This window comes from Kineococcus rubinsiae (assembly GCF_011839805.1).
GTDB lineage: Bacteria > Actinomycetota > Actinomycetes > Actinomycetales > Kineococcaceae > Kineococcus > Kineococcus rubinsiae.
Genome location: NZ_VWPY01000008.1, coordinates 22,425 through 46,580, shown reverse-complemented (window position 1 = coordinate 46,580; position 24,156 = coordinate 22,425). Strand labels below are relative to the sequence as shown.

Sequence of the window (24,156 nt, the reverse complement as noted above, 5' to 3'; positions counted from 1 at the left end):
CACGAGCACCTGACCGCACGAGCACAGGGAGCGCACCCGTGGGCAGCCGGCACATCGAGGTCCGCGGGGCGCGGGAGAACAACCTCAAGGACGTCTCGCTGGACATCCCCAAGGGCGCCATCACGGTGTTCACGGGGGTGTCGGGCTCGGGGAAGTCGTCGCTGGTGTTCGGCACGATCGCCGCGGAGTCGCAGCGGCTGCTGAACGAGACGCACACGGCGTTCGTGCAGAACTTCCTGCCGAGCATCCCGCAGCCCGACGCCGACGCGCTGCGCAACCTCTCCGCCGCGATCGTCGTGGGCCAGGAGCGGATGGGCGGGAACAGCCGCTCCACCGTGGGCACGGTGACGGACCTGCAGACCATGCTCCGGCTGGTGTTCGCGCGGCTGGGCGAACCCGCCGTCGCGCACGCCTCGCAGCTGTCGTTCACCTCGCCCGAGGGCATGTGCCCGCGCTGCGAGGGGCAGGGCCGCGTCGACGACATCGACGTGGACGAGCTGGTGGACTGGGACCTGTCGCTGAACGCCGGGGCCATCAAGCTGGCCGACTACCAGCCCGGCAAGTGGTACCACCAGATCTTCACCGAGTCGGGGTTCTTCGACAACGACAAGCCGCTGCGGGAGTTCACCCCGGCCGAGCGCGAGACGTTCCTGCGCGGCGCCACTGCCAAGGTGAAGACCGCGACGATGACCCTCACCTACGAGGGCCTCCTCGACAAGTTCCGCCGCACCCACCTCGCCAAGGACTACGCCTCGCTGCAACCGCACGTCCAGCGCGTCGTCGACCGCGTCGTGACCTCGCAGCCCTGCCCCGACTGCGGCGGCAGCCGCTTCAGCGCGACCGTCCTGCGCTGCCGCGTGGCGGGCCGCAACATCGCCGAGTGCACCGCCATGCAGGTGACCGACCTGCTGGCGTTCCTCGACGGCCTCGACGCCCCGGCGCTGGCCCCGCTGCTCACGGCGCTGCGGGCCCGCCTCGGCGACCTCGTGTTCATCGGCCTCGGCTACCTGTCCCTCGACCGCTCCAGCCCCAGCCTGTCCGGCGGCGAGGCGCAGCGCGTGAAGATGGTGCGGCACCTGGGGTCCGCGCTCACCGACCTCACCTACGTGTTCGACGAACCCTCCGTCGGCCTGCACCCGCACGACCTCGGCCCGCTCACCACGATGCTGCGGCGCCTGCGGGACAAGGGGAACACCGTCCTCGTCGTGGAGCACAAGCCCCTGCTGATGAGCATCGCGGACCACGTCGTGGACATGGGCCCGGGGGCCGGCGCGGCGGGCGGCGAGGTCGTGTTCGAGGGGACGTTCGCGGGCCTGCGCGCGGCCGACACGCGCACGGGCCGGCGCCTGGCGCAGCGGCCCGCGCTGCGCGAGCGGGTGCGGGAGCGGACCGGCAGCATCGCGGTGCGCGGCGCGTCGCTGCACAACCTGCGGGCCGTGGACGTCGACGTCCCGACGGGCGTGCTCACCGCCGTCACGGGGATCGCCGGCTCGGGCAAGAGCTCCCTCGTGCTGGGCGCCCTGGCGGCCGCGTGCCCGGGCGCGCTGGTCGTGGACCAGAGCCTCGCGCGTGGTTCGCGCCGGTCGATGACCGCGACGTACACGGGGATGATGGACGAGATCCGCAAGGCCTTCGCCAAGGCCAACGGCGTCCCGGCGTCGCTGTTCAGCGCGAACTCGGCGGGCGCCTGCCCGACGTGCAACGGCCTCGGCAGCATCTACACCGACGTGGGTTTCCTGGAGCAGATCGTCACGGTCTGCGAGTCGTGCGAGGGCAGCCGCTACCAGGACGAGGTGCTGACCCACACGCTGCGCGGCAGAAACATCGCCGAGGTCCTGGGGCTGTCGGCCGCGCAGGCCGCGGAGCACTTCACGGAGAAGCCGGTGCGCCGCACGCTGGACGCGATGGTCGACGTCGGCCTCGGCTACCTCGGCCTGGGTCAGACCCTGAGCACCCTGTCGGGCGGGGAGCGCCAGCGGCTGAAGCTGGCCATGGAGCTCGGCACCCCCGGGGGCGTCTACCTGCTCGACGAGCCGACGACGGGGCTGCACCTCGGCGACGTCGAGGTCCTCGTCGGGCTGCTCGACCGGCTCGTCGACGGGGGCAGCACGGTCGTCGTCGTGGAGCACCACCTCGACCTCGTGAGCCAGGCCGACTGGGTCGTCGACCTCGGGCCCGGCGCGGGCACCGACGGCGGGGACGTCGTGTTCGAGGGAACCCCCCGGGAGCTCGCGGCGGCGGCCACCACGACGGGGACGTGCCTGCGCGAGCACCTCGCGGGGTAGCTCCTCAGCGGCGGGCGAGGCGCTGGGCGATCGCCTCGGAGTCCTCGCGCGGGAGTTCCGGGACGTCCCGAAGCAGCGGCAGCAGCCCGGGTTCCGTGGTGAACGCGGCGAACGCCGTCGCGACCGTCACGCCGTGCGCGGGGACGTCGAGGACCCTGACGTCGGCCCCGGCCACCAGGGTTCCCGGCACGAGGACGCGCAGGTACGCACCCGGCACGCGGGCCCGGGTGAACCGCGGCACCCAGCGCTGCTCCCCCAGCCACACCGCGAACGTGACGCAGGGGATGCGCGGGCAGGAGACCTGCAGGACGACGTCGCCCACCGCCCACCGCTCGCCGATGACGGCGCGGGTGACCTCGAGGCCGGCGGTCGTGAGGTTCTCGCCGAACGTGCCGTTGGCGAGCGGGCGCCCGAGCTCGTCCTCCCACGCGTCGAGGTCCTCGCGGGCGTAGGCGTAGACGGCCTGGTCGTCGCCGCCGTGGTTGGCGGTGTCGCTGATGTGGTCGCCCACCAGACCGCTGCCCCCCGTGCCCTTGGGCCCGGGCGCCCGCACCGCGACCGGACCGACGACAGGGCGCTTGTCGATCCCGCTGGTCCCGGACTTCGCGGCGATGGGCCGCCGCTCGCCGACGTTGACGCTGAGGATGCTGGGCACCTCGTCACCCTAGGCAGGCACCCGCGGCGCGGACAGGGGGTTTCCGGCCGCGCGCCGGTCGGGCGCGCCGGGCGCCGCGCGCAGGAGCAGCACGGCGGACGCGCTGACCAGCAGCCCGAGGACGGTGGTGGCGCGCAGCGGCTGGCCGAACATCGCGGCGGCCCACAGGGCCGTGGCGCCGGGGGTCAGGTACAGCAGGGTGCTGGCGCGGGTCGGGCCGTCCTTCGCGGTGGTCAGGTAGTACAGGCCGTAGCTGCCGACGCCGGCCGCGGCCGCCCACGCCACGGCGCCCCAGAACCCCGCGGTGGCCGGCGGGGTGAGCTCGCCCGCGGCGGCCGCGGAGGCGGTGAAGAACCCGGCGGCGAACAGGGCCTGGACGGCGAGGGTCTCCCGCACAGGCACGGCCGGGCGCGCGCCGCCGGACCACCGGCGCTGGAGCAGCGTCCCGGCGGTCAGCGACAGCATCGCCACCAGCGGCAGCGCGAGCGCCGCGACGCCCACCCCGGCGCGCAGGTCGCCCGCGGCGGTGAGCGCCACCCCCGCCGTCCCCAGGACCAGCCCGGCGAGGTGCGCGGGGCGCCAGCGCTGCCGCCCGACCAGCACGACCACGGCCAGCACGAGCGCGGGCTGGAGGGCGGCGACGAGGGCCGAGGTCCCTGCGGGCACCCCGGCGGCGGCGGCGAGGAAGACCCCGCCGAGGTAGAGGCACTGGCACAGCAGCGCGAGCACGCCCTGGCGCAGCCACTCCCGCCGGTCCAGGCGGGCGGCGGCCCGGACGGCCCACGGCAGCAGCACGACCGCCGTGACCAGGCAGCGCCAGGCGAGCAGCGTGGCGGGCGGGGCGTGCCGGGCGCCGAGCTCGGCGCCGATGAAGCCGGAGCTCCAGACGACGACCAGCGCGGCGCCGCGCAGGCGGGAGGTCACGGCGGACGGTCGCGGGGTCGGGGTCACCCGTGCAGGTAACCATACCGGTCGGTATACTCGCAGTGCACCCGACCGAGGAGGCACCGTGCTGAGGACCCTCACGACGCTCGACGACACCACGCCCGCGGCCCTGCGCCCCGTGCTCGCGCCGCTGCCGCCGCTGACCACCGCGGGGGCGCGACTGCTCGACGCCGCGGGGTCGCTGTTCTACGAGCGGGGTGTGCGCGCCGTCGGCGTCGACCTCATCGCGGAGACGGCCGGGACGACCAAGAAGACCCTCTACGACCGGTTCGGCTCGAAGGACGCCCTCGTGGCGCTGTACCTGCTGCAGCGCGCCCACCGCTGGCGCGAGCACCTGCTCGCGCGGCTCGGCGGGGCCGACGCGCTCGAGGGACCGGCGGCCGCGGAGACCCGGGTCCTGCTGGTCTTCGACGCGCTGCAGACGTGGATGGGCGGTCAGCGGCGCGGCTGCGGGTTCGTCAACGCCTACGCCGAGCTCGGCGACACCGACCACCCGGCGGTGGCGGTCGTGCGGGCGGAGAAGGCCTGGATGCGCGCCCTCTTCGACGACCTGACGGGCGACGCGGACCTCGGCGCCCACGTCCACCTGCTCTACGAGGGCACCCTCGTGGTCCTCACCGCGGGCGCCGACCCGTCCGCCGCCGCGCAGGCGCGCCGCGGGGTGCGCGTCGCGCTGGCCGCGCGGGGGACCGGCCCCGCCTGACCTCAGCCGGCCCCGAGCAGGCCGGTGAAGCGCTCGGTGAACCCCGCCGCGTCGACGGCCACCGCGACGCGGGCGTTGACCGCGGAGGTCGTCCCCGGCACCTCGAGGAAGTCCGCGAGCACCACGCCGCGCAGCCGGTCGCCCGTCTCGACGACGACGCAGGCGTCGCGCCAGGTGAGCAGGCCGGGGCGCGTGACGGCGGCCACCGCGAGGGGGTCGTGCAGCGCGCAGGAGAGGCCGTCGCCGCCCTCGGACCGGCCGTGCTCGATCCAGGCCTCCGTGTAGCGGCCGGCGAACTGCAGGAACGGCTCGTCGCCCACCGCCATCCGCCGGGCCGTCGGCAGGTCCAGGCGCACCTGCTCGGTGACGTCGAGGCCGACCCACTCCGCGGTGATCCCCGAGGTGAGGACGACGTGCGCGGCCTCGGGGTCGTTCCAGACGTTCCACTCCCCCGGCACGGCCGCGTCGTGGGGCGCGCTGAGGAACCGGCCGCCCATGATCACGAGTCGCTTCAGCCGGCCCGCGAACCCCGGGTCCAGGCGGACGGCGAGCGCCACGTTGGTCAGCGGGCCGATCGCGACGAGGGTGACCTCGCCGGGGTGCGCGCGGACGTGGTCGACGAGCGCCACGGCCGCGTGGCCGTCGCGCGGTGCCCGCACGGGCGTCCCCGCCGGCACCGACCCGGTGCGCGCCTGCGGCCGCAGCAGCGGGCGGCTCGCGCCGCGGTGGACGGGGACGTCCGGGGACCCCAGGCGGTGCAGCAGCTCCAGGGTGAGGAGGGTCGCGGTCTCGACGTCGGTGTTGCCGTTGACGGTGGTGACGAGGTCGAGGGAGACGTCCGGGTCCGCGAGCGCCAGCGCGAGGGCGAACCCGTCGTCGATGTCGCTGCCGGGGGCGCCCATCGCCAGGTCGGTGTCCAGGACCACGTGCTCCACGACGGGCTCCTCCGCTCGGCGAGCCCGGCCCGTCGTCGGGCCGGGTCCCGCGCACGCTACCGGCGGCGGACCCGCGCCAGGACGAGGAGCGTCGCGCAGGCGAGGGTGACGAGCCCGGCGGCGATGCCGACGCCGAGGGGCAGGACCCCCGCCGAGGCGACGACGTTGACGCCGACGGCGACGGTGAGCAGGACCCACAGCCACGACCTGCGGGTCGTGAGGGCGGTGGTGGTCACGGTGTCGGCGGGGGTCTGGGTGTCGGTCACGGGGAGCTCCTCGGGTCGGTGGTCGGTGTCGGGTCCCAGCCTCCGGTGGCGGGGCGCGGCGGGACATCCCGCGGACTGCCCGGCGCGGGTGCAGCAGGCTGTACTCCTCGCCCGCGCGGCAGACGCCGGGCGGCGCGACCTCGTACCGTCGCGACGTGCCCGCCTCCGAGACCCCGCACGCCCTGCGGGGGGCCGCGGCCGGGACGGCCCGCGCCACGCGGGCGGCGCTCGGGCAGCTCGGCGGCGGCCTCGGGACGGCGTTCCCCGCGCTGCTGGTGCTGCTGCGGCTGCTGCTGGTCGCGGTGCTCAGCGTGGTCGGGGTGGGTCTGCTCCTCGCACCGGCGGCGCTGCGCAGCGTGCGCCGCCTCGCCGACCGGGAGCGGCTGCGGCTGGCCCGCGGCGGGCCCGGTCTGCCGCCCGCCGGGGCGGTGCCCACTCCCCTGCGCGCGGCCCTCGCGGACCCCGTGCTGCGCCGGGAGCTGATCTGGGTCGTCCTGCACGCGAGTCTCGGCCTGCTCACCGGCCTCGTCGGGGTGCTGCTGCCCCTGTACGCGGTGCGGGACAGCACGTTCCCTCTCTGGTGGCGGTGGGTGCCCACCGACGTCGACGCGTCGCCCTGGTGGTGGACCGTCCGCACGGGTGCCGACGCGGGCGCCGTCGCGCTGCTGGGTCTCGGCTGGGCCGCGCTGACCGTCGGCGCGACGCCCGCGCTGGCCCGCGCGCAGGCGTCCTGGGGCCTGCGCCTGCTGGCCCCGCCGCCCGGCACCGACCTCTCCCTGCGGGTCGCGGAGCTCACCGCCACCTGGGCCGCCGCCCTCGACGCGCACGTCGTGGAGCTGCGCCGCATCGAGCGGTCCCTGCACGACGGCGCCCAGAACCGCCTCGTCGGGGTGAGCGTCCTCATCGGTGCGGCCCGCCGGTCGCTGACCCGGGACCCGGCCGTCACCGACGACCTCCTGGAACGGGCCCAGACCGCGACGGAGCAGGCGCTGGCCGAGCTCCGCTCCGTGGTCCGCACCATCCTGCCGCCGGTGCTGCTGGACCGCGGCCTTGCCGGCGCCGTCACCGGGCTGGCCGCCGCGTGCCCCGTGCCCTGCGCCGTCGAGGTCGACGTCGAGGGGCGGCTGCCCGCCTCGGTGGAGGCGACCGCCTACTTCGTCGTCGCCGAGGGGCTCACGAACGTCGCCCGGCACAGCGGCGCGTCCGCGGCCCGGCTCACCGTCCGCCGCCGCGGGGACGAGCTCCTGCTGCGGCTCACCGACGACGGCCGCGGCGGGGCGGACCTCGCGGCCGGGTCGGGGCTGGCCGGGGTGCTGCACCGCGTGCGCGCGCACGACGGCAGGCTGACCCTGACCAGCCCGCCGGGCGGGCCGACGGAACTGGAGGTGGTGCTGCCGTGCGGATCGTGATCGGCGAGGACGACGCGCTGCTGCGCGAGGGGCTGACCCTGCTGCTGCGCGCCGAGGGCCTCGACGTCGTCGCCACGGCCGGGGAACCCGCGGGGTTGCTGGCCGCGCTGGACGAGCACCGCCCCGACGTCGCCATCGTCGACGTCCGGATGCCCCCCACCCACACCGACGAGGGGATCCGCGCCGCCGTCGAGGGGCGCCGGCGCCGCCCGGAGCTGGCCGTCCTGGTGCTGTCCGCCTACGTCGAGCAGGCGTTCGCCACGGACCTGCTCGCGGGCGGCGCGCGCGGCCTGGGGTACCTGCTGAAGGAGCGGGTGGGCCGCGTCGGGGAGTTCCTCGACGCCCTGCACCGCGTCGCCGCTGGGGGCACCGCCGTCGACCCCGAGGTGGTCGCGCAGCTGCTCACGCGCACCCGCCCGGACGCGGGGCTGGACCGGTTGTCGGCCCGGGAGCGCGAGGTGCTGGAACTCATGGCCGAGGGCCTCGGGAACACCGCCATCGCCGCACGGCTCGTCGTCACCGATGGCGCCGTGCACAAGCACATCCGCAGCATCTTCGCGAAGCTCGACCTCGCCCCCACGGACGAGGCCGACCGCCGGGTGGCCGCGGTGCTGCGCTGGCTCCGGACCGCCGACGGCAGGTAGCCACGGCGGGTGGTGCAGGCACCACCGGGTTCCTGCCGCCTGCGTGACTGACCCGCCCACGGCCCTCGCGGTGGACTGCAGGACGTCAGCGGATCGCACCCGAGCGACCGCCCGTCCCGGAGGTCGTCCCCGTGGAAACCCCCCGCCCCCGCACCGCCCCACCCCGGCTGCCCGCCGCGCTCGACCGGCGCCCGCTCACCGCGTTCTTCGCCCTCGCCTACGGCCTCAGCTGGCTCGCGTGGATCCCGTACCTGCTGTCCGGCAACGGGACCGGCGTCCTGGGGTTCACGTTCCCCAGCGTGCTGGGCACCTCGCAGCTGCTGGGCGTCCTGCCCGGCGCCTACCTCGGGCCGGTCACGGCCGCCCTCGTCGTCACGGCCCTCACCGAGGGGCGGGCGGGGTTGCGGGCCTGGCGCGGGCGGCTGTTCCGGTTCCGCGTCGGCTGGCGCTGGTACCTCGGCGTCGGCGTCGTCGTGCCGGTGTCCATCCTCGCCGCGACGTTCGCGCTGCCGCAGGCGTGGGGCGCCGTGCGCCCGGTCAGCGCGTTCCTGCTGCTCGGCTACCTGCCGATGCTCCTGGTGCAGATCGTCACGACGGCCCTGGCGGAGGAACCCGGCTGGCGCGACTTCGCCCTGCCCCGCCTGCAGAACCGCCTCGGCGCCGTCCGCGGCACGGTCGTCCTCGGCCTCCTCTGGGGCGGCTGGCACCTGCCGCTGTTCCTCACCGAGTGGGGCGGCTTCCCCGGGGTGAGCTGGACGCAACCCGTGCTGTTCATCGCCTCCTGCGTCCCGCTGAGCCTCGTGATGACCTGGGTGTTCAACCGCACCGGCCAGAGCGTCCCGCTGGTGATGCTGCTGCACGCCGGCATCAACAGCACCTACACGCTGCTGTGGCCGGCCGTGTTCCCGACGCTGGACGCCGGGGGCGACACCCTCGTCGTGCAGCTCGTCGCGACGACCGCGGCCACTGCCGTGCTGCTCGTCGTCACCCGCGGCCGGCTCGGGGCGCCGCCGCGGGGACCCTCGGGCACGGGGTCGTCGCCGGTCCCGCGGCGCGACAGCGCGGCGCTGCCGCGGTGACGGCTCAGCCCGGCGAACCGTCGACGTAGGACCAGGAACCGTCCCGCCGCACGAACTCGCTGACCTCGTGCTGGACCCCCCGGCGGCCCGCCGTGCGGTGGTGGGCCTCGAACTCCACGGTGCCCCGGGTGTCGAACGGGCCGCCCTCGGCCCGGAGCACCACGAGGCGCAGCCACTCCGTGCCGGGGTCCAGCTCGAGTTCCGCCGGCCGGTGCGCCGGGTCCCACGTCGCGAGCAGGTAGGCGGCGTCGCCCACGACGAACGCCGAGTAGCGGGAGCGCATCAGGGCCTCGGGCGTGGGCGCGGCGTCACCGCGGTGGAAGCGGCCGCAGCAGGCGCCGTAGGGGTCGCCGCTGCCGCACGGACAGCGGGCGTCGTCGGGGAGCACCGGCCCATCCTCGCGCGGGCAGGCTTGACACCGCCTCCCCGGCACCGGATCGTCGGCCCGGTCCGTTCAGCACCTCCCCCAGCCCGCGAGGAGAAACCCGTGTCCGACCTGCACCTCGGACTGGTCGGCGTCGGCCGCATCGGCGTGATGCACGCCCGCACCATCGTCAGCACGCCGGGCGTCGACCGGCTCACGATCGCCGACGTGGACCCCGACCGCGCCCGCCAGGTCGCCGACGACCTGGGCGCCTCGGCGGCCCGGGACGTGGACGCCCTGCTCGCCGCCGGGATCGACGGGCTCGTCGTGGCCACCGGGACGGCGTCGCACCCGGAACTCATCCGCGCGGGCGTCGACGCGGGCATCCCCGTGTTCTCCGAGAAGCCGGTCGCCCCCGACGTCGTCCTGTCGATGCCCGTGCTGAAGCACATCGCCGAGCGCAGCGGCACCGTCCGCATCGGCCACCAGCGCCGCTGCGACCCCGGCTACCGGGAGGCCCGGCGCGCGTACCTGGCGGGCGAGCTCGGCTGGCTGCACGCGGTCCGGGCCGTGACGTGCGACGTGTCGCCGCCGCCCGTGGCGTTCCTCGCCACCTCGGGCGGGCTGTTCCGCGACGTGAGCGTCCACGACTTCGACGTCATCCGCTGGATCACCGGCCGCGACGTGGTCGAGGTGTACGCCCGCGGCAGCAACAACGGCGACCCCGCCATCGCGGGCGTCGGGGACGTCGACTCCGCCCTGGCCGTCTGCACCCTCGACGACGGGACCCTCGCCGTCGTCACCGCCTCGCGCTACAACGGCGCGGGCCACGACGTCCGCCTCGAGCTGCAGGGCTCGCTCGGCACCCTGCAGGTGGGCCTCGACGACTCCTCGGCCCTGCGGTCGGCCGAGCCCGGCGTCGCCTTCCCGGGCGGGACCCCGCACACCACGTTCGCGGAGCGGTTCGCCGAGGCCTACCGGGCCGAGATCGCGGCCTTCGTCGACCTCGTCCAGGGCGTCGCGGGCGACGACCTCTGCACCCCGGCCGACGCGGTGGCCGCCTCGGCCGTGGCCGACGCCGCGCAGGAGTCGCTGCGCACGGGAGCCCCCGTCCGCGTCAGCTGAGGGGACGCGTCAGCTGACGACGGGGTCAGCTGACGCCCTCGGGCGGGTCGGGCAGCTCCTCCGCGTAGCGCAGGACCGCCCGGTCGTAGGGGGCGGCGTGCGGGGCCAGGGCCGCGAGCAGGACCGTGACGGCCTCGCGGTCGCGGCCCAGGTCCACCAGCGCGAGGGCCTCGAAGGCGGCGTGCGCCTCGACGGACCCCTCGTCGTCCGCGGCGTCGGCGTCGTCGGCAGATTCGTCGTCGTCGATCGCGTCGTCGCCCGCGGGACGGGGCGCGTTCTCCCGCAGCACCTGCAGGGCGCCCGCCGGGTCGCCCACGAGCCGGAGCGAGCTCGCGAGCTGCACGACGGCCTGCCGGCGCCGCTCCCCCTCGAGCCCCGCGTCGAGCGCGGCGCGGTACAGCGGCACGGCCTGGTCCTCGTGGCCCGCGTAGTCGTGGGCGCTGGCGAGCTCGAAGCGGCCCACCGGGTCGCCCGCGGGGAGCTCCGCGACGAGCGCCTCGACGGCGAGCACGACCTCCTCCTCGTGCACGTCCTCGGCGCCGTCCCAGACGGCGGCGAGGCGGTCCTCGAAGTCGGCGGCGCTCACGAGCAGAGGTCCGCGGTCGCGGCGCGGGCGGTGATCGTCGGCGTCGGCGTGGCGGCCGCGGGGGCCGGGGCCACCCGGGCGCGGACGTCGACGACGGCCGGGGTGCCCGCCCCGAGCTCCACGACGACCGTCCGGCCGAGGCTCGCGTCCTCGCGCAGCACGGCGCCCGGGAAGGCGGCCGCGACGGTGGCGGCGGAGTCGGCGCGGGCGCTGGAGTGGCGGACCAGGACCGTGGTGCCGGGCGCCGTCGGGGCGCCGTCCCCCGTGCCGGCGACGGAGAAGCCCTGCGCGGTCAGCGCCGCGGCCGCCGTCGCCGCGGTGCCGGCGGGGCCGCCGACGTTGAGGACCTGCACCGAGACCTGCGCCGGCGCGACCGTGAGCGTGGACGACGTGGCCGGGTCGGCCGTCGGGGAGGCCGTCGGCGCAGCCGTGTTCCCCGCGTCGGTGCGGATCTGGTCCCACAGGGTGGCCGCGGCGGTCGTCCACTGCACGCGGGCCTTGTCCCTCGGGTACTCCTCCGTGGGCACGGTGATGAACTCGACGCCGCCCGCGGGCATCTTCTGCAGGCTCTGCGCCAGCCCGGCGACCGTGCCCAGCTCGGCGAGGTCCGGGTCGGTCGTCACGGACTTCGTGGCCGCGTCGAGGAAGGAGTAGAGCTTGTCGGGCCGCAGGAGGATCTGCGAGCTCGTCACCTTCTGCACCATGGAGGACATCAGCGCCTGCTGGCGCGAGATGCGGGAGATGTCCGAGCCGTCGCCGATGCCGTAGCGCACCCGGGCGTAGGCCAGGGCCGTCTCGCCGTCCACGTCCTCGTGCGTGCCCGCGGACAGGTACAGGTTGGCCTTCTCGCTCGAGATGGCCTCGGGGGTGCAGATCGTCACCCCGCCCAGCGCGTCGATCATCGAGCGGAAGCCGCTGAAGTCGACGACGACGTAGTGGTCGACGCGCACCTTCGTCAGGGACTCCACGGTCTTGATGGTGCACGCGGCCCCGCCCTCGGAGAAGGCCGAGTTGAAGATGCCGAGGTGGGCCGCGGTCGTCGAGCCGTCGGTGGCCGGGCAGTCGGGGATCCGCACCATCGAGTCGCGGGGGATGCTCACCAGGCGGGCGCTGCGGCGGTCGGCCGCGAGGTGCACCAGGACGGTGGTGTCCGAGCGCGCCCCGGGGTCCGCCGCCGCGCCGCCGTACTCGTCGCCGCTGCCGTCGGACAGGTCCCGGGTGTCGCTGCCCATGACGAGGATGTTGACCGCGGAGTTGCCGGTCGTCGGGTCCTCGGCCGCGTCGACCGCGGGCCGGTTGCCCAGCAGGCCGGACAGGTCCGAGGACTGGATGTTGCCCTGCAGCCGGTGGTAGGCCCACACCCCGCCGCCCGCGGCGACGACGGCCAGGACGATCGCCGTGACGCCCAGGGCCCGCAGCACCCGGAACGCCGCCCCGTGCTGGTGGCTGGCGTGCTGGCCGCGCGCCCGCCGGCCGCCGCCCGGGACGTCGGCGCGCCGCGGCTCGGGGCCGGGAGAGGTGGACACCACTAGACGATAGGAGACGCCGCACCGTGCTCCCCGCCGGATGCCCGAGGTTCCGCAGCGTTCACGCGAGGCCTTCACACGGCCGGGGCCGCGCGGCGCGCGTCAGGGGTTGACGGTGCCGATGTCGTCGACGCGCTGGTTGAAGGTGTCGACGCACTGCTGGACGGCCGCCTCGCTGTTGCCGGAGTCCCGGATGCAGGTGGCGAGCTCACGGCCGCCGTTGCCCCAGACGGCGCCGACGGTCACCGCGAGGACCACGGCGACGATGAGCGACAGCACGATGCCGACGATGCTCGTGATGAGACCGATCATCGCGCTGCCGCGGTTGGTGGCGCGCCCGCGGCGCGCACGGCGCAGCCCCACGATCCCGAGGATCAGCCCGATGACGCCCGGGACCAGCCCGAGCCCCACGAGCCAGAACAGCAGGATCGAGAGGATGCCGAGGATCAGCGAGGCGATCCCGGCGCCGTTCTTCGGCGCCGGCTGCCCGTAGGCGCCGTAGCCGCGCTGGTCGTAGCCGCCCTGGTCGTACCCGCCCTGGCCGCGGCCGTCCTGCTCGTAGGCCTGCCGGCCGTCGCCGTCGGGTCCGGTCGTCGACGCCATGGTCTCCTCCTCGAGTCGCGGGTGCCGTGGACCGGCACCGAGCCGTGATCCTCGCAGGCCCGGAGGCGCGCCGGGGCGTTCCGGCGACCGCCCCACCCGACCGCCCGCCCACCCCGGGGGACGCGCCGGTCAGGTGCCGTCGACCGTGCCGTCGTTGATGGCGAGGTGGTCGGCGACGGCGGGGAAGACGACGGTGAAGCACAGCAGCACCACGGCCGCCGCCGCGACGACGCTGATCAGCAGCCGCAGCCACCACGGCCCGGGCAGGATCCGCCACCACCACGCGTACACGGCGCTACCCCTGCCCGACCGGGGCGAGCGAGGCGGGGGCTCCCGCGCTGCGGTCCTGCACCGACTCCAGCAGGGCGTGCACCACGTAGCGCTGCCGGGCCGAGTGCATGGGGTGGCAGGCGGTCATCGTCAACCACGCCTGGGTCGGCTGCGCACCCGGCTGGTCGGGCACGGGCGCGATGACGGAGACCTGCGTGGGCCGGACGATCTCGTGCGACTGCACCCGGTAGGTGAACCACTGGGTGGCGGTGGCGACGACGACCGCGTCGCCGTCCTGCAGGTCCGCGATGAGGTTGAAGGGCTTGCCGTAGGTGACCCGGTGCCCCGCGAGCGCCAGGTTGCCGACCTGACCCGGCATCGCCGTCCCCGCGTAGTGCCCGATGCCCTCCTGCAGGTCCGCGGTCGCGGTGCCCTCGACGACGGGCACGGCGTAGCCGGAGCCGAAGCGCGGCACGTAGACGATGGCGAACGCGTCGCCCTGGGGCGGGGTCTCGTCGACCGTCACGGCGGGGGTGCTCGGCGACGCACCCGGCGAGGGCGCCGGCCCCGGGGTCTGCGGTGCGGACACCGCCCACTGCGACTGCAGGTCGTCGACGGTCGCGGCCTGCGCCCGGCCGGACGTGAAGTCGGTCCAGTACAGCTGCCACACGACGAAGAGGAGCGTGAGGACCCCCGCGGTGACGAGGAGCTCACCGGTGACGCTCACCGCCGCGCGCCCCCGCGAGCGGAACGGGGCGCTCACGCCGCGCCCGGCACGCGCGCGTAGGACAGGGAGAGCGACCCGTCGAAGGCGCCGAGGAGCAGGTCGTCGGAGCTCGCCGCGTCGTAGCCGAGGCCGTAGGCGTCGACGTACTGGCGGTAGATCGAGATCTGCGCGCTGCCGGCGAGCGCGGCCTCCAGGCGGGCGGGGTCGCCGATGGCCGCGATCGTGTAGGGCGGGGAGTAGGTCCGGCCCTGCAGCACGAGGACGTTGCCGACGCAGCGCACGGCGGAGGTCGACACGATCCGCTGGTCCATGATCATCATCGCCTCGGCACCTCCGGCCCACAGCGCGTTGACGACCCCCTCGACGTCCTGCTGGTGCACCACCAGGTCGTCGGGCGCCGCGCCGGCCGGCGGCGTCGGGGTCCGCGGCGCGTCGTCGAGGGTCACGGTGACGCCCGGGCCGCGCACGGCGGTCGTGCCGGCGGCCGCGCCGAGCGCCGCGTCGTCCAGCGGGTCCGCGGGGTCGCCCGGCGCGCTCGCCGCGGGGACGGACCGGCTGAGGCGGTCCACCTCGGCGCGCAGGGCCGCCACCTGGACCGAGCGCGCCTGCACGGCCTGGGAGCGCTCGCGCACCAGCGTGGGCAGGTCCGCCGTGTCGGAGCGCAGGTCGGTGCCCTGCGAGGTCTGCGCGCTGGTGGCGAACAGCAGCCCCCCGGCGGCGAGCACCAGCGCGACGGCGGCCTTGCGCGCCGCGACGCGCGCGACGAGCCGCGGCCTCCGGTGTGCGCGCTGGCCCATGGCGTCCCGTCCTCGTCGTCCCGCGGGCCGGGTGCCGGCGCCGCGGGGAGCGGATCTCGTCCGCACAGTGTGACTGCTCGTCATCGGCGGAGTACTCGCGGGTCGTGTGCGCACTACGCTGATCGGCAGTCCGCCCCGCGATCCCGGAGGTTCACCGTGCCCGAGTCCCCGCTGCGCCGCAGGAAGCAGCGCGACGAGCCGGCGGCTGCGGCCACCGACGAAGCGGTCACCCCGACGCAGCGCCCGCGCCGTGGCCGCCGCAAGGAGCTGACCACCGACCAGGCGATCAAGGCGGGCAACCGCATCACGCCGCGCTGGTGGGTCGCGACCATGCTCACCCTGATGGTGCTCGGGCTGATCTGGGTCGTGACGTTCTACCTGTCCAGCTCGCAGTACCCCGTGCCCGGCTGGGACAACTGGAACCTGCTCGCGGGCTTCGGGCTGATCATCGTCGGCTTCGCCATGACCACCCGCTGGCGCTGATCCCCGTCCACGGCCTGGGGACGACCTGGGGACGGACGGGCGCCTGAGCGCCCGTCGTCCACAGAGTCTGTCCACCGACTCGTCCACAGCCTGTGGATACCTGTGGGCAAGACCGCGCGTCGTCCACAGATGAGCCCACAAGCCGTGGATGACACGGGTGTGATTCCCCACCCGTCGTCCCCAGGCTGTGGACGGACCTGGGGGGAGTCGATCTCCCGGCGGGTCAGCCGACGGTCATGCGGGCCGCGGCGAACGCCAGCAGGCCGAGCACGACGACGGCCACGGCGCCCACCGCCGACCACTGCGCGGCCGCGGCGGCCGGACCGCGGCGGCGGGAGAGCAGAGCAGCCGTGACGGCGCCGGTGACGAGTCCGCCGACGTGGCCCTGCCAGGAGATGTTCGGCACGAAGAAGCCCAGGGCCAGGTTGATGGCGATGAGCACGAGCACCTGGTTGGACTGCCGTCCCAGGCGCCGGTTGACCACGAACAGCGCCCCGAACAGGCCGAAGACGGCGCCGGAGGCCCCGACGGTGGTGACCCCGGCCGTCATCGGCAGCAGGGTGGCGCCGACCGCACCGCCCAGGGCCGAGACGAGGTAGAGGGCGAGGAAGCGCGCCCGCCCGAGCAGCGGCTCGAGGTACTGGCCCGTGACCCACAGGGCGTACATGTTGAAGATCAGGTGCAGCGGGCTGGCGTGCAGGAACGCCGACGTCAGCGGCTGCCAGTAGTTCCCGGCGGCGAAGCTGGTGATGTAGTAGCTCTCCGCGTTGACCAGGGGCAGGTACGCGGACACCTCCGGCGGGAGCACGAAGCCGGCGAGGTACAGCGCGACGCAGAGGCCGATGACGACCTTGGTGACGAGCGTCTCGCGGGAGCGCACGGCACCGCCGAGCGTGGTCCGGGGCGCGCGGATCGTGCGGGCACCCTCGGCGACGCAGTCCACGCACTGCACGCCGACCGCGGCGGGGCGCTGGCAGGACGGGCAGACGGGCCGCTCGCAGCGCTGGCAGCGGACCCAGGACTCGCGATCGGGGTGCCGGGGGCAGACGGGGACGCCGGCGGGTGCAGGCGCGGGGGACTCCGGAGTGCTCACGGAGTGCCCAACGCCTGCGACCCGGTCGGCGTTACCCCGCCCGCCGCGGGGGTGGTGCGGACCTCAGCTGCGGTCGACCTCGACGCTGGTGATGACGACGGGCTCGCGCGGCGCGTCACCGGGGCCGGTGGCGACCTTCTCGATCGCGTCGACGACGGCCTTGGAGGACTCGTCGGCGACCTCGCCGAAGATGGTGTGCTTGCCGTTGAGGTGCGGCGTGGTCGTCGTCGTGATGAAGAACTGCGAGCCGTTGGTGCCGCGGCCGCCGACCTTGCCCGCGTTCGCCATGGCGAGCAGGTACTTCTTGTCGAAGCGCAGGTCGGGGTGGATCTCGTCGTCGAACTGGTACCCGGGGCCGCCGCGGCCGTCGCCGCGCGGGTCGCCGCCCTGGATCATGAAGCCCGAGATGATGCGGTGGAAGGTCACGCCGTCGTAGAGCGGGGCGTTCTTCTTCTCGCCCGAGCGCGGGTCCAGCCACTCCTGGGTGCCCTCGGCGAGGCCCACGAAGTTGGCCACCGTCTTGGGGGCGTGGTTCTCGAAGAGCTCCACCCGGATGTCGCCGTGGTTGGTGTGCAGAGTCGCGTGCATGGTGCCCATCCTCCCACGCGACCCCCCACTGGACCCGCGGGCCCGGGCACGGGAGGCTGTCCCCGACCGTTCACACCGGTGCTGACGTCCCGACCGCTGCTGTGCGCCGGGCGCCGACCGACGAAGAGGAGGAACGGATGTTCCTGAAGACCAAGCCCGCCAAGAAGACGCCCGTCGAGCAGCTGCAGGCTCAGGTCCGCGAGCAGGGACTGGCGCTGGCCAAGCAGGTGGGCCCGGCTGCGGGTGCCGCCGTCGTCGGCGCGAAGACCGCCGTCGAGGGCGCGAAGGAGTGGGCCACCCCCGTGGCCAAGGACGCGGTCGACTGGGCCACGCCGCACGTCGGCGCCGCTCGCGACTGGGCGCAGCCCAAGCTCGAGAAGGGGTGGTCGGCCACGCAGGAGGCCGCCGCCCCCCGCCTCGCCGCCGCCGCCGCGGCCACGACGGCCGCCGTCACCCCGGTCGTGGAGCAGGCCCGGGAGAAGCTCGTCGAGGACGTGCTGCCGCGCCTGAGCGAGGCCGCGCACCACGCGGGCACCGCCGCCCAGGTGGCTGCGGCTCCCGCCGTGGCCGCGGCGACGGCCAAGGCCGCCGCGGTGGGCGCCAAGGCGACCGGCGCCGCCGCAGTCACCGCGGGCGCGGCCGGTGCCGCCAAGCACCGCTCCGCGGACGCCCTCGCCGTGCTCAAGGGCGAGGCCGTCGTGAAGCCGAAGCACCGCGGGCGCAAGGTCCTGCTCGTCGCCCTGGTCGTGGGCCTCGGCGCGGCGGCGTTCTCCGCGCTGCGCAAGGGCAAGGACGAGGACCCGTGGGCGACCCCGGGCGCGACCTGGACCCCCACGGCCTCCGCCACCACGCCGGCGGCGACGCCCGCCCCGGCGGAGCCCGCCGAGGGCAGCACCGTCGTCATCGAGGACGCTGCCGGTGACGCCGGCACGCAGGACGGCGCGCACGTCGCCGACGGGGACCACCCCGCCAGCTGAGCCCGGACACGCGAAGGCCCTCCCCGCGCTGCGGGGAGGGCCTTCGTCGTCTCGGCTGTTGAGCGTCCAGGGCGCGTCGCGGACGGGGTCCGACGACGAAGGGCCAGGTCGAGGCGACTGCCTCAGACCTGGCCCTCTCGCGGGGTGGAGGCGAGGGGACTCGAACCCCTAACCCCCTGCTTGCAAAGCAGGTGCGCTACCAATTGCGCCACGCCCCCCCGGGCGGACTCAGCGGACCGTGTCGGTCGCCTCGGCCCAGAGGTCCCGCTCGGCCTTCTCGGACGCCTTGCGGCGGTAGACGACCACGGCACCGGCGACGGCGGCCACGAGGAGGAGCTTCTTCACTTCGGGACCTCCGCGAAGGGACGGGAGTGGGCCTAACTGGATTTGAACCAGTGACCTCTTCGTTATCAGCGAAGCGCTCTAACCAACTGAGCTATAGGCCCGTGCCGCGTCGCACGCGGCTCGACGACTGTACCCGAGGAGGGGCGGCACTCCCAAAACGCCGCCCCCGCCCCCGGGGATCAGTCGTCGGAGAGGGTGACGTGCAGGCCGCCGACGAGCGCGGACGACACGTTGTAGAGGAACGCCACGATCGTCGACAGCGCGGTCAGCAGGACCACGTCGATCACGGCGATCACCGTCGCGAGCGAGATGACCTTGCCGAAGCCGACGTAGTCGAGCAGCGAGATGTCGATCTCGTTGCCCGCGATGTCGTGCAGCAGCCCGTCGAGGTCGGTGAAGACGCCCATCCCGTTCAGGACGCTCCACACCACGCCCGTCGCGACCACCAGGGCGATGCCCACCGCGACCGACAGCAGGAACGACAGCTTGGTCACCGACCACGGGTCGATGCGCGCCAGCGTGAGGCGCACACGACGGGGGACGGAGTCGACGGCGCCGGCGGAGGACGCGCGGGCGGTGGGCCGGGGGGCCGCACCGCCGCTCGCCGTGGCCGACGCGGGCGTCGACGCCGTTCGTTCGGCGGGGCTCACGAGGCACCTCCGGGCTGGGTGGAGTCGTCGTCCGGCGACGGGTCGTCGGCCGAGTCCTGCGACGGTACGCCATCCTCCGCCCCCGGGGTGGCCGGAGTCGAGGCCTCCAGCAGGCTCTGCACAGGGTCGACACCGTCGTCCGCGCCGACGGCGGCCGCCGCGTCGTCACCAGGCCCGGCGAGGTCCTCGTCGTCGCCCGCGATCGGCGCCACCACCTCGGTGCCGTCGTCGTCGAAGGCGCCGACCTCCTCGTCCACGACCCGCTCCACGTTGCGGGCCACCGCGATGATGCGGTCCCCGGTCTCCGGCTTGGCGAACGTGACGCCCATCGTGTCCCGGCCCCGGCTGGGGACCTCGTCCACGCGGGAGCGCACGACGCGGCCGCCGGCCATCACGACCAGCACCTCGTCGTTCTCGTCCACGGTCAGTGCACCGACCAGGTCACCGCGGGCGTCGGTCAGCTTGGCGACCTTGATGCCGAGCCCGCCGCGGCCCTGGCGCCGGTAGTCGGCGATGGGCGTCCGCTTGGCGAAGCCGGCCTCGGTGACGACGAAGACCTCGCGGCCCTCCGACGCGACCGCCATGGCGAGCAGCTCGTCGTCGTCGCGGAACTTCATCCCCGAGACGCCGGACGTGGCCCGGCCCATGGGCCGCAGCGTGGCGTCGTCGGCGGTGAACCGCACCGACATGCCCTTGCGGGACACGAGGAACAGGTCCTGGCCCTCGTCCAGCAGCGAGGCCGTGAACAGCTCGTCCTCGGTCTCGGTGCCGTCGTCGTTCTGGCGAGAGCGCAGGTTGATCGCGATCAGCCCGCCGGAGCGGTTGGAGTCGTACTCCCCGAGCCGCGTCTTCTTGACCAGACCGGCGCGGGTCGCCAGCACCAGGTACGGCGCCTGCTCGTAGTCCTCGATGTCGAGGACCGCGACGATCCGCTCACCCGGCTGGAAGGCCAGCAGGTTCGCGACGTGCTGACCGCGGCCGTCGCGGCTGGACTCGGGCAGCTCGTAGCCCTTGGCGCGGTACACCCGGCCGAGGTTGGTGAAGAACAGCAGCCAGTGGTGGGTCGTCGTCGTGAAGAAGTGCTCCACGACGTCGTCCTCGCGCAGCGACGCCCCGCGCACGCCCCGCCCACCGCGCCGCTGGGCGCGGTAGAGGTCGGTGCGCGTGCGCTTGGTGTAGCCGCCGCGGGTGACCGTGACGACGACGTCCTCGACGGGGATGAGGTCCTCGACGGACATGTCCCCCTCGAACGGGAGGATCTGCGTCTTGCGCTCGTCGCCGTAGCGCTCGACGAGCTCCGCGAGCTCGTCGCCGACGATCTGCCGCTGCCGCTCGGGCCGGGCGAGGATGTCGTTGAAGTCCTCGATCTGGCGCATGAGCTCGTCGTACTCGTCGGTCAGGCGCTGGCGCTCCAGGGCCGCGAGGCGGCGCAGCTGCATCTCGAGGATGGCGCGGGCCTGCAGCTCGTCGATCTCGAGGAGCCCCATGAGCCCGTCGCGGGCGACCTCGACGGTGGCCGACGCGCGGATGAGGCTGATGACCTCGTCCATGGCGTCGAGCGCCTTGAGCAGCGCGCGCAGGATGTGTGCGCGCTCCTCCGCCTTGCGCAGGCGGTAGCGCGTGCGGCGCTGGATGACTTCCATCTGGTGGGCGATCCAGTGCCGCAGGAACGCGTTCAGCGGCAGCGTGCGCGGCACGCCGTCCACCAGCGCGAGCATGTTGGCGCCGAAGTTCACCTGCAGCTGGGTGTGCTTGTAGAGGTTGTTCAGCACGACCTTCGCCACGGCGTCGCGGCGCAGGACCACGACGAGGCGCTGGCCGGTCTTGCCGGAGGTGTGGTCCTGGACGTCGGCGATGCCGGAGAGCCGGCCGTCGCGGACGAGGTTCGCGATGTTCTCGGCCAGGTTGTCCGGGTTGACCTGGTAGGGCAGCTCCGTGATGACCAGGCAGGTCCGGTTCTGGATCTCCTCCACCGTGACGACGGCCCGCATCGTGATGGACCCGCGGCCCGTGCGGTAGGCGTCGTTGATGCCCCGGTAGCCGAGGATCTGCGCGCCGGTGGGGAAGTCTGGGCCCTTGATGCGCTGCAGGAGAGCGGCGAGCTGCTCCTCGTCGCCGGCCTCCGGGTTCGCCAGGAGCCACTTCACGCCGTCGGCGACCTCGCGCAGGTTGTGCGGCGGGATGTTGGTCGCCATGCCGACGGCGATGCCGGCGGAGCCGTTGACCAGGAGGTTCGGGAACCGCGACGGCAGGACCTGCGGCTCGTTCGTGTGCCCGTCGTAGTTCGGCGTGAAGTCGACGGTCTCCTCGTCGATGTCGCGGACCATCTCCATGGCCAGCGGCGCCATCCGGCACTCGGTGTAGCGGGGCGCGGCCGCCGGGTCGTTGCCGGGAGAGCCGAAGTTCCCCTGGCCGTCGACGAGCGGGTAGCGCAGCGACCAGTCCTGGGCGAGGCGGACGAGGGCGTCGTAGATCGAGGTGTCGCCGTGGGGGTGGTAGTGCCCCATGACGTCGCCGACGACGCGCGCGCACTTGGAGTACGAGCGGTCCGGGCGGTACCCGCCGTCGAACATCGCGTAGAGCACCCTGCGGTGCACGGGCTTCAGCCCGTCCCGCACGTCCGGCAGGGCGCGCGAGACGATGACGCTCATCGCGTAGTCGAGGTACGAGCGCTGCATCTCGAGCTGGAGCTCGACCTGCTCGACGTGGTCCCCGGTGGGCGGTTCGGTGGTGCTCTCGGTCACGGTGCGGGTTCCCTCTCAGGCGTGCTCGGGCGGATCTCGGCGGGCGGTGCTCCCACGGGGTGTTCCACGTGGAACCGCTACACGTCGAGGAACCGGACGTCGCGGGCGTTGCGCTGGATGAAGGAGCGCCGCGACTCGACGTCCTCCCCCATGAGGACCGAGAACATCGTGTCGGCGGCCGCCGCGTCCTCGAGCGTGACCTGGAGCAGCGTGCGGTGCGCGCGGTCCATCGTCGTCTCGGACAGCTCGTCCCAGTTCATCTCCCCGAGACCCTTGTACCGCTGGGTGTTGTTCTCCTTGGGCAGCTTCTTGCCGGCCGCCAGCCCGTCGGCGATCAGCGCGTCGCGCTCCCGGTCGGAGTAGGCGAACTCGTGCGCCGCCCCGCCCTGCCACTTGATCCGGTACAGCGGCGGCTGCGCGAGGTACACGTGGCCGTTCTCCACCAGCGGCTTCATGTAGCGGAACAGCAGCGTCAGCAGCAGCGTCCGGATGTGCTGGCCGTCGACGTCGGCGTCCGCCATGATCACGATCTTGTGGTAGCGGAGCTTGTCGAGGTTGAGCTCCTCGCCGATGCCCGTGCCGAAGGCCGTGATGAGGGCCTGGACCTCCTGGTTGCCGAGCGCCCGGTCCAGCCGCGCCTTCTCGACGTTGAGGATCTTGCCGCGGATCGGCAGGATCGCCTGGGTCCGCGGGTCGCGGCCGCGCGTGGCCGAACCACCGGCGGAGTCGCCCTCGACGATGAACACCTCGCACTCGGCGGGGTTGTTCGACTGGCAGTCCTTCAGCTTGCCGGGCAGCGAGTTGCGCTCCAGCAGGCCCTTGCGGGTGGCGTCGCGCGCCTTGCGGGCGGCCATCCGCGCGACGGAGGCGGACACGGCCTTCGCCGCGATCGCGCGCGCCTCGCGGGGGTTCGCCTGGAACCAGTGGCCGAGGTGCTCGCGCACCTGCTGCTGCACGAAGGTGCGGGCGATGGTGTTGCCCAGCTTGGTCTTCGTCTGGCCCTCGAACTGCGGCTCGGCGAGCTTGACGGAGATGACCGCGGTCAGCCCCTCGCGGATGTCGGAGCCCTCGAGGGTCTCCTTCTCCTTCAGCTGCTTGGTCTCGCGGGCGTAGTCGATGACGAGGTTGGTCAGCGCGGTGCGGAAGCCGGCCTCGTGCGTGCCGCCCTCGGAGGTGTTGATGGTGTTCGCGTAGGTGAACACCGATTCCGTGTACGCGGTCGTCCACTGCAGGGCGAGCTCGACCGAGATCCCCTTGTCGGTGTCCTCGGCCTCCAGCGAGATGATCGACTCGTGGATCGGCTCGTTCTTCTTGAGCGCGTTCACGTGGCGGACGTAGTCGACGAGGCCGTCGGCGTAGTTGTAGGAGACCTCGCGCAGCTGCTTCGCGTCGGTCGCCTCGGCCTCCGCCTCGTCCTCGCCCGGCTGCTCGCGCTCGTCGACCAGGTTGATGGTGAGGCCCTTGTTGAGGAACGCCATCTGCTGGAAGCGCGTGCGCAGCGTCTCGAAGTCGAACTCGACCGTCTCGAACGTCTCGGCGCTGGGCCAGAACGTGATGATGGTGCCGGTCTCGGTGCTGGCCTCGCCCTTGACGAGGGGAGCCGTCGGCACGCCGTGCGCGTAGGACTGGCGCCAGACGAAGCCCTGCCGGCGGATCTCCAGGTCCAGGCGCCGCGAGAGCGCGTTGACGACCGAGATGCCGACGCCGTGCAGGCCGCCGGAGACGGAGTACCCGCCGCCGCCGAACTTGCCGCCCGCGTGCAGGACCGTCAGGACGACCTCGACCGCGGGACGCCCCTCGCCCTCCATGACGTCGACCGGGATCCCGCGGCCGTTGTCGATCACCCGGATGCCGCCGTCGGCGGTCATGCCCACGTCGATGCGGTCGCAGTGGCCGGCCAGCGCCTCGTCGACGGAGTTGTCGACGACCTCGTAGACGAGGTGGTGCAGGCCGCGCTCACCCGTGGAGCCGATGTACATGCCGGGCCGCTTGCGGACGGCCTCCAGCCCCTCGAGCACCGTGATCGCACCCGCGCCGTACTCGTCGCCCCCGCCCTGCGCGACGTCGCCGTCGTCGGTCAGCGCGTCCGCGAGCGACGGGACCGAACCGTCCGGCGCCTCCGGCCCGCTCGCTCCGGCTGCGGTCTCCTGCGCCGGGGTCTCGGGCTGCTCGTCCTCGGGACGGTTCTCGTCAGGCACGACTGGGTGTTCTCCCTCCGCGTCGGCACGTCGTCGAGGCACAGGCGCGACCGAGCTGGTGCTCAGCGCAACCGGACGCGGAGCCGGAGGGCGCCACGGGCCCGTCGACGGCCAGGTTCTGCGTCCATCTTACCCCGTCCACAGGGGGACAGCCGCGCT

At 74.2% G+C, this 24,156-nt stretch carries 25 protein-coding genes and 2 tRNA genes; 8 read left to right on the top strand and 19 right to left on the bottom strand.

Annotated features, from left to right (window positions below; translation table 11 throughout):
* The first annotated feature begins 38 nt into the window (after positions 1–38).
* Complete coding sequence (locus tag F1544_RS25775; protein WP_167583612.1) at positions 39–2,285, top strand: ATP-binding cassette domain-containing protein; 2,247 nt, start codon at positions 39–41, stop codon at positions 2,283–2,285.
* Positions 2,286–2,289: 4 nt separating this feature from the next.
* On the opposite strand, the gene F1544_RS06890 is transcribed toward F1544_RS25775, so the two are convergent.
* Together F1544_RS06890 and F1544_RS06885 are read right to left on the bottom strand one after the other, a co-directional pair.
* Positions 2,290–2,940 (bottom strand): MOSC domain-containing protein, encoded by a 651-nt coding sequence (locus tag F1544_RS06890; RefSeq protein ID WP_167583610.1) that lies wholly within the window; start codon positions 2,938–2,940, stop codon positions 2,290–2,292.
* Between the two features lie 9 nt (positions 2,941–2,949).
* Positions 2,950–3,864 (bottom strand): DMT family transporter, encoded by a 915-nt coding sequence (locus tag F1544_RS06885; RefSeq protein ID WP_167583608.1) that lies wholly within the window; start codon positions 3,862–3,864, stop codon positions 2,950–2,952.
* Between the two features lie 85 nt (positions 3,865–3,949).
* Here F1544_RS06885 and F1544_RS06880 point away from each other — a divergent pair, with 85 nt between their 5' ends.
* Positions 3,950–4,588, top strand: coding sequence for a TetR/AcrR family transcriptional regulator (locus tag F1544_RS06880; RefSeq protein ID WP_208971416.1), 639 nt, complete (start codon positions 3,950–3,952; stop codon positions 4,586–4,588).
* Positions 4,589–4,590: 2 nt separating this feature from the next.
* On the opposite strand, the gene F1544_RS06875 is transcribed toward F1544_RS06880, so the two are convergent.
* The gene (locus tag F1544_RS06875) at positions 4,591–5,523 is read right to left on the bottom strand and encodes a nucleoside hydrolase (RefSeq protein WP_167583604.1); all 933 of its coding nucleotides are present in this window, start codon (positions 5,521–5,523) and stop codon (positions 4,591–4,593) included.
* Positions 5,524–5,579: 56 nt separating this feature from the next.
* Positions 5,580–5,789 (bottom strand): hypothetical protein, encoded by a 210-nt coding sequence (locus F1544_RS26210; RefSeq protein ID WP_167583602.1) that lies wholly within the window; start codon positions 5,787–5,789, stop codon positions 5,580–5,582.
* A gap of 155 nt (positions 5,790–5,944) precedes the next feature.
* Between F1544_RS26210 and F1544_RS06865 the strand changes: the two genes are divergently transcribed.
* The 3 genes from F1544_RS06865 to F1544_RS26205 all read left to right on the top strand — a co-directional run bounded on the left by F1544_RS06865 (position 5,945) and on the right by F1544_RS26205 (position 8,921).
* Positions 5,945–7,198, top strand: coding sequence for a sensor histidine kinase (locus F1544_RS06865; RefSeq protein WP_167583600.1), 1,254 nt, complete (start codon positions 5,945–5,947; stop codon positions 7,196–7,198).
* Positions 7,186–7,842 (top strand): response regulator, encoded by a 657-nt coding sequence (locus F1544_RS06860; protein ID WP_167583598.1) that lies wholly within the window; start codon positions 7,186–7,188, stop codon positions 7,840–7,842. The genes F1544_RS06865 and F1544_RS06860 overlap by 13 nt, the downstream gene beginning before the upstream one ends.
* 131 nt (positions 7,843–7,973) lie before the next feature.
* Positions 7,974–8,921 (top strand): CPBP family intramembrane glutamic endopeptidase, encoded by a 948-nt coding sequence (locus F1544_RS26205; protein ID WP_167583596.1) that lies wholly within the window; start codon positions 7,974–7,976, stop codon positions 8,919–8,921.
* Positions 8,922–8,925: 4 nt separating this feature from the next.
* On the opposite strand, the gene F1544_RS06850 is transcribed toward F1544_RS26205, so the two are convergent.
* The gene (locus tag F1544_RS06850; protein WP_167583594.1) at positions 8,926–9,309 is read right to left on the bottom strand and encodes a YchJ family protein; all 384 of its coding nucleotides are present in this window, start codon (positions 9,307–9,309) and stop codon (positions 8,926–8,928) included.
* Between the two features lie 99 nt (positions 9,310–9,408).
* Here F1544_RS06850 and F1544_RS06845 point away from each other — a divergent pair, with 99 nt between their 5' ends.
* Entirely contained in the window at positions 9,409–10,410 is a 1,002-nt protein-coding gene (locus tag F1544_RS06845) for a Gfo/Idh/MocA family protein (protein WP_167583592.1), read from the top strand.
* Positions 10,411–10,435: 25 nt separating this feature from the next.
* Here the strand turns inward: F1544_RS06845 and F1544_RS06840 are convergent, their stop codons facing one another.
* The 6 genes from F1544_RS06840 to F1544_RS06815 form a co-directional block, all read right to left on the bottom strand.
* Positions 10,436–10,996, bottom strand: a complete 561-nt coding sequence (locus F1544_RS06840) for a tetratricopeptide repeat protein (protein WP_167583590.1) — start codon at positions 10,994–10,996, stop codon at positions 10,436–10,438.
* Entirely contained in the window at positions 10,993–12,522 is a 1,530-nt protein-coding gene (locus F1544_RS06835) for an LCP family protein (RefSeq protein WP_208971415.1), read from the bottom strand. Before F1544_RS06835 ends, F1544_RS06840 begins: the two co-directional genes overlap by 4 nt.
* A 102-nt stretch (positions 12,523–12,624) precedes the next feature.
* Entirely contained in the window at positions 12,625–13,125 is a 501-nt protein-coding gene (locus F1544_RS06830; protein WP_167583588.1) for a DUF4190 domain-containing protein, read from the bottom strand.
* A gap of 129 nt (positions 13,126–13,254) precedes the next feature.
* The gene (locus F1544_RS06825) at positions 13,255–13,416 is read right to left on the bottom strand and encodes a hypothetical protein (protein ID WP_167583586.1); all 162 of its coding nucleotides are present in this window, start codon (positions 13,414–13,416) and stop codon (positions 13,255–13,257) included.
* Positions 13,417–13,420: 4 nt separating this feature from the next.
* Complete coding sequence (locus tag F1544_RS06820; protein ID WP_308469920.1) at positions 13,421–14,122, bottom strand: class E sortase; 702 nt, start codon at positions 14,120–14,122, stop codon at positions 13,421–13,423.
* Positions 14,123–14,154: 32 nt separating this feature from the next.
* On the bottom strand, positions 14,155–14,919 hold the full coding sequence (locus F1544_RS06815) for a DUF881 domain-containing protein (RefSeq protein WP_167583582.1): 765 nt from the start codon (positions 14,917–14,919) through the stop codon (positions 14,155–14,157).
* Between the two features lie 156 nt (positions 14,920–15,075).
* On the opposite strand from F1544_RS06815, the gene F1544_RS26200 reads away from it, so the two are divergent.
* Positions 15,076–15,402 (top strand): cell division protein CrgA, encoded by a 327-nt coding sequence (locus tag F1544_RS26200; protein ID WP_208971414.1) that lies wholly within the window; start codon positions 15,076–15,078, stop codon positions 15,400–15,402.
* 223 nt (positions 15,403–15,625) lie between these two features.
* On the opposite strand, the gene F1544_RS26195 is transcribed toward F1544_RS26200, so the two are convergent.
* Entirely contained in the window at positions 15,626–16,495 is an 870-nt protein-coding gene (locus tag F1544_RS26195) for a rhomboid family intramembrane serine protease (protein WP_167583580.1), read from the bottom strand.
* A 63-nt stretch (positions 16,496–16,558) separates the two neighbouring features.
* Complete coding sequence (locus F1544_RS06800) at positions 16,559–17,083, bottom strand: peptidylprolyl isomerase (RefSeq protein WP_167583574.1); 525 nt, start codon at positions 17,081–17,083, stop codon at positions 16,559–16,561.
* Positions 17,084–17,220: 137 nt separating this feature from the next.
* Between F1544_RS06800 and F1544_RS06795 the strand changes: the two genes are divergently transcribed.
* Positions 17,221–18,060, top strand: a complete 840-nt coding sequence (locus F1544_RS06795) for a hypothetical protein (protein ID WP_167583573.1) — start codon at positions 17,221–17,223, stop codon at positions 18,058–18,060.
* A gap of 145 nt (positions 18,061–18,205) precedes the next feature.
* Here F1544_RS06795 and F1544_RS06790 read toward each other — a convergent pair.
* The 6 genes from F1544_RS06790 to gyrB all read right to left on the bottom strand — a co-directional run bounded on the left by F1544_RS06790 (position 18,206) and on the right by gyrB (position 23,997).
* Positions 18,206–18,278, bottom strand: a tRNA-Ala gene (locus tag F1544_RS06790).
* Positions 18,279–18,288: 10 nt separating this feature from the next.
* The gene (locus F1544_RS23395) at positions 18,289–18,405 is read right to left on the bottom strand and encodes a DLW-39 family protein (RefSeq protein ID WP_208971413.1); all 117 of its coding nucleotides are present in this window, start codon (positions 18,403–18,405) and stop codon (positions 18,289–18,291) included.
* Positions 18,406–18,432: 27 nt separating this feature from the next.
* Positions 18,433–18,506 (bottom strand) — tRNA-Ile (locus F1544_RS06785).
* Positions 18,507–18,584: 78 nt separating this feature from the next.
* Positions 18,585–19,055: a DUF3566 domain-containing protein gene (locus F1544_RS06780; protein WP_167583572.1), complete on the bottom strand. Its 471-nt coding sequence runs from the start codon at positions 19,053–19,055 to the stop codon at positions 18,585–18,587.
* Positions 19,052–21,799, bottom strand: coding sequence for a DNA gyrase subunit A (gene gyrA / locus F1544_RS06775; RefSeq protein ID WP_167583571.1), 2,748 nt, complete (start codon positions 21,797–21,799; stop codon positions 19,052–19,054). Before gyrA ends, F1544_RS06780 begins: the two co-directional genes overlap by 4 nt.
* 77 nt (positions 21,800–21,876) lie before the next feature.
* Positions 21,877–23,997: a DNA topoisomerase (ATP-hydrolyzing) subunit B gene (gene gyrB, locus F1544_RS06770; RefSeq protein ID WP_167583570.1), complete on the bottom strand. Its 2,121-nt coding sequence runs from the start codon at positions 23,995–23,997 to the stop codon at positions 21,877–21,879.
* Between the last annotated feature and the right edge of the window lie 159 nt (positions 23,998–24,156).

Bases quoted from the DNA above. Each gene is read 5' to 3' on its own strand.
- F1544_RS06815 (WP_167583582.1), bottom strand. From the start codon at position 14,919: ATGGGCCAGCGCGCACACCGGAGGCCGCGGCTCGTCGCGCGCGTCGCG.
- F1544_RS06830 (WP_167583588.1), bottom strand. From the start codon at position 13,125: ATGGCGTCGACGACCGGACCCGACGGCGACGGCCGGCAGGCCTACGAG.
- F1544_RS06795 (WP_167583573.1), top strand. From the start codon at position 17,221: ATGTTCCTGAAGACCAAGCCCGCCAAGAAGACGCCCGTCGAGCAGCTG.
- F1544_RS06800 (WP_167583574.1), bottom strand. From the start codon at position 17,083: ATGCACGCGACTCTGCACACCAACCACGGCGACATCCGGGTGGAGCTC.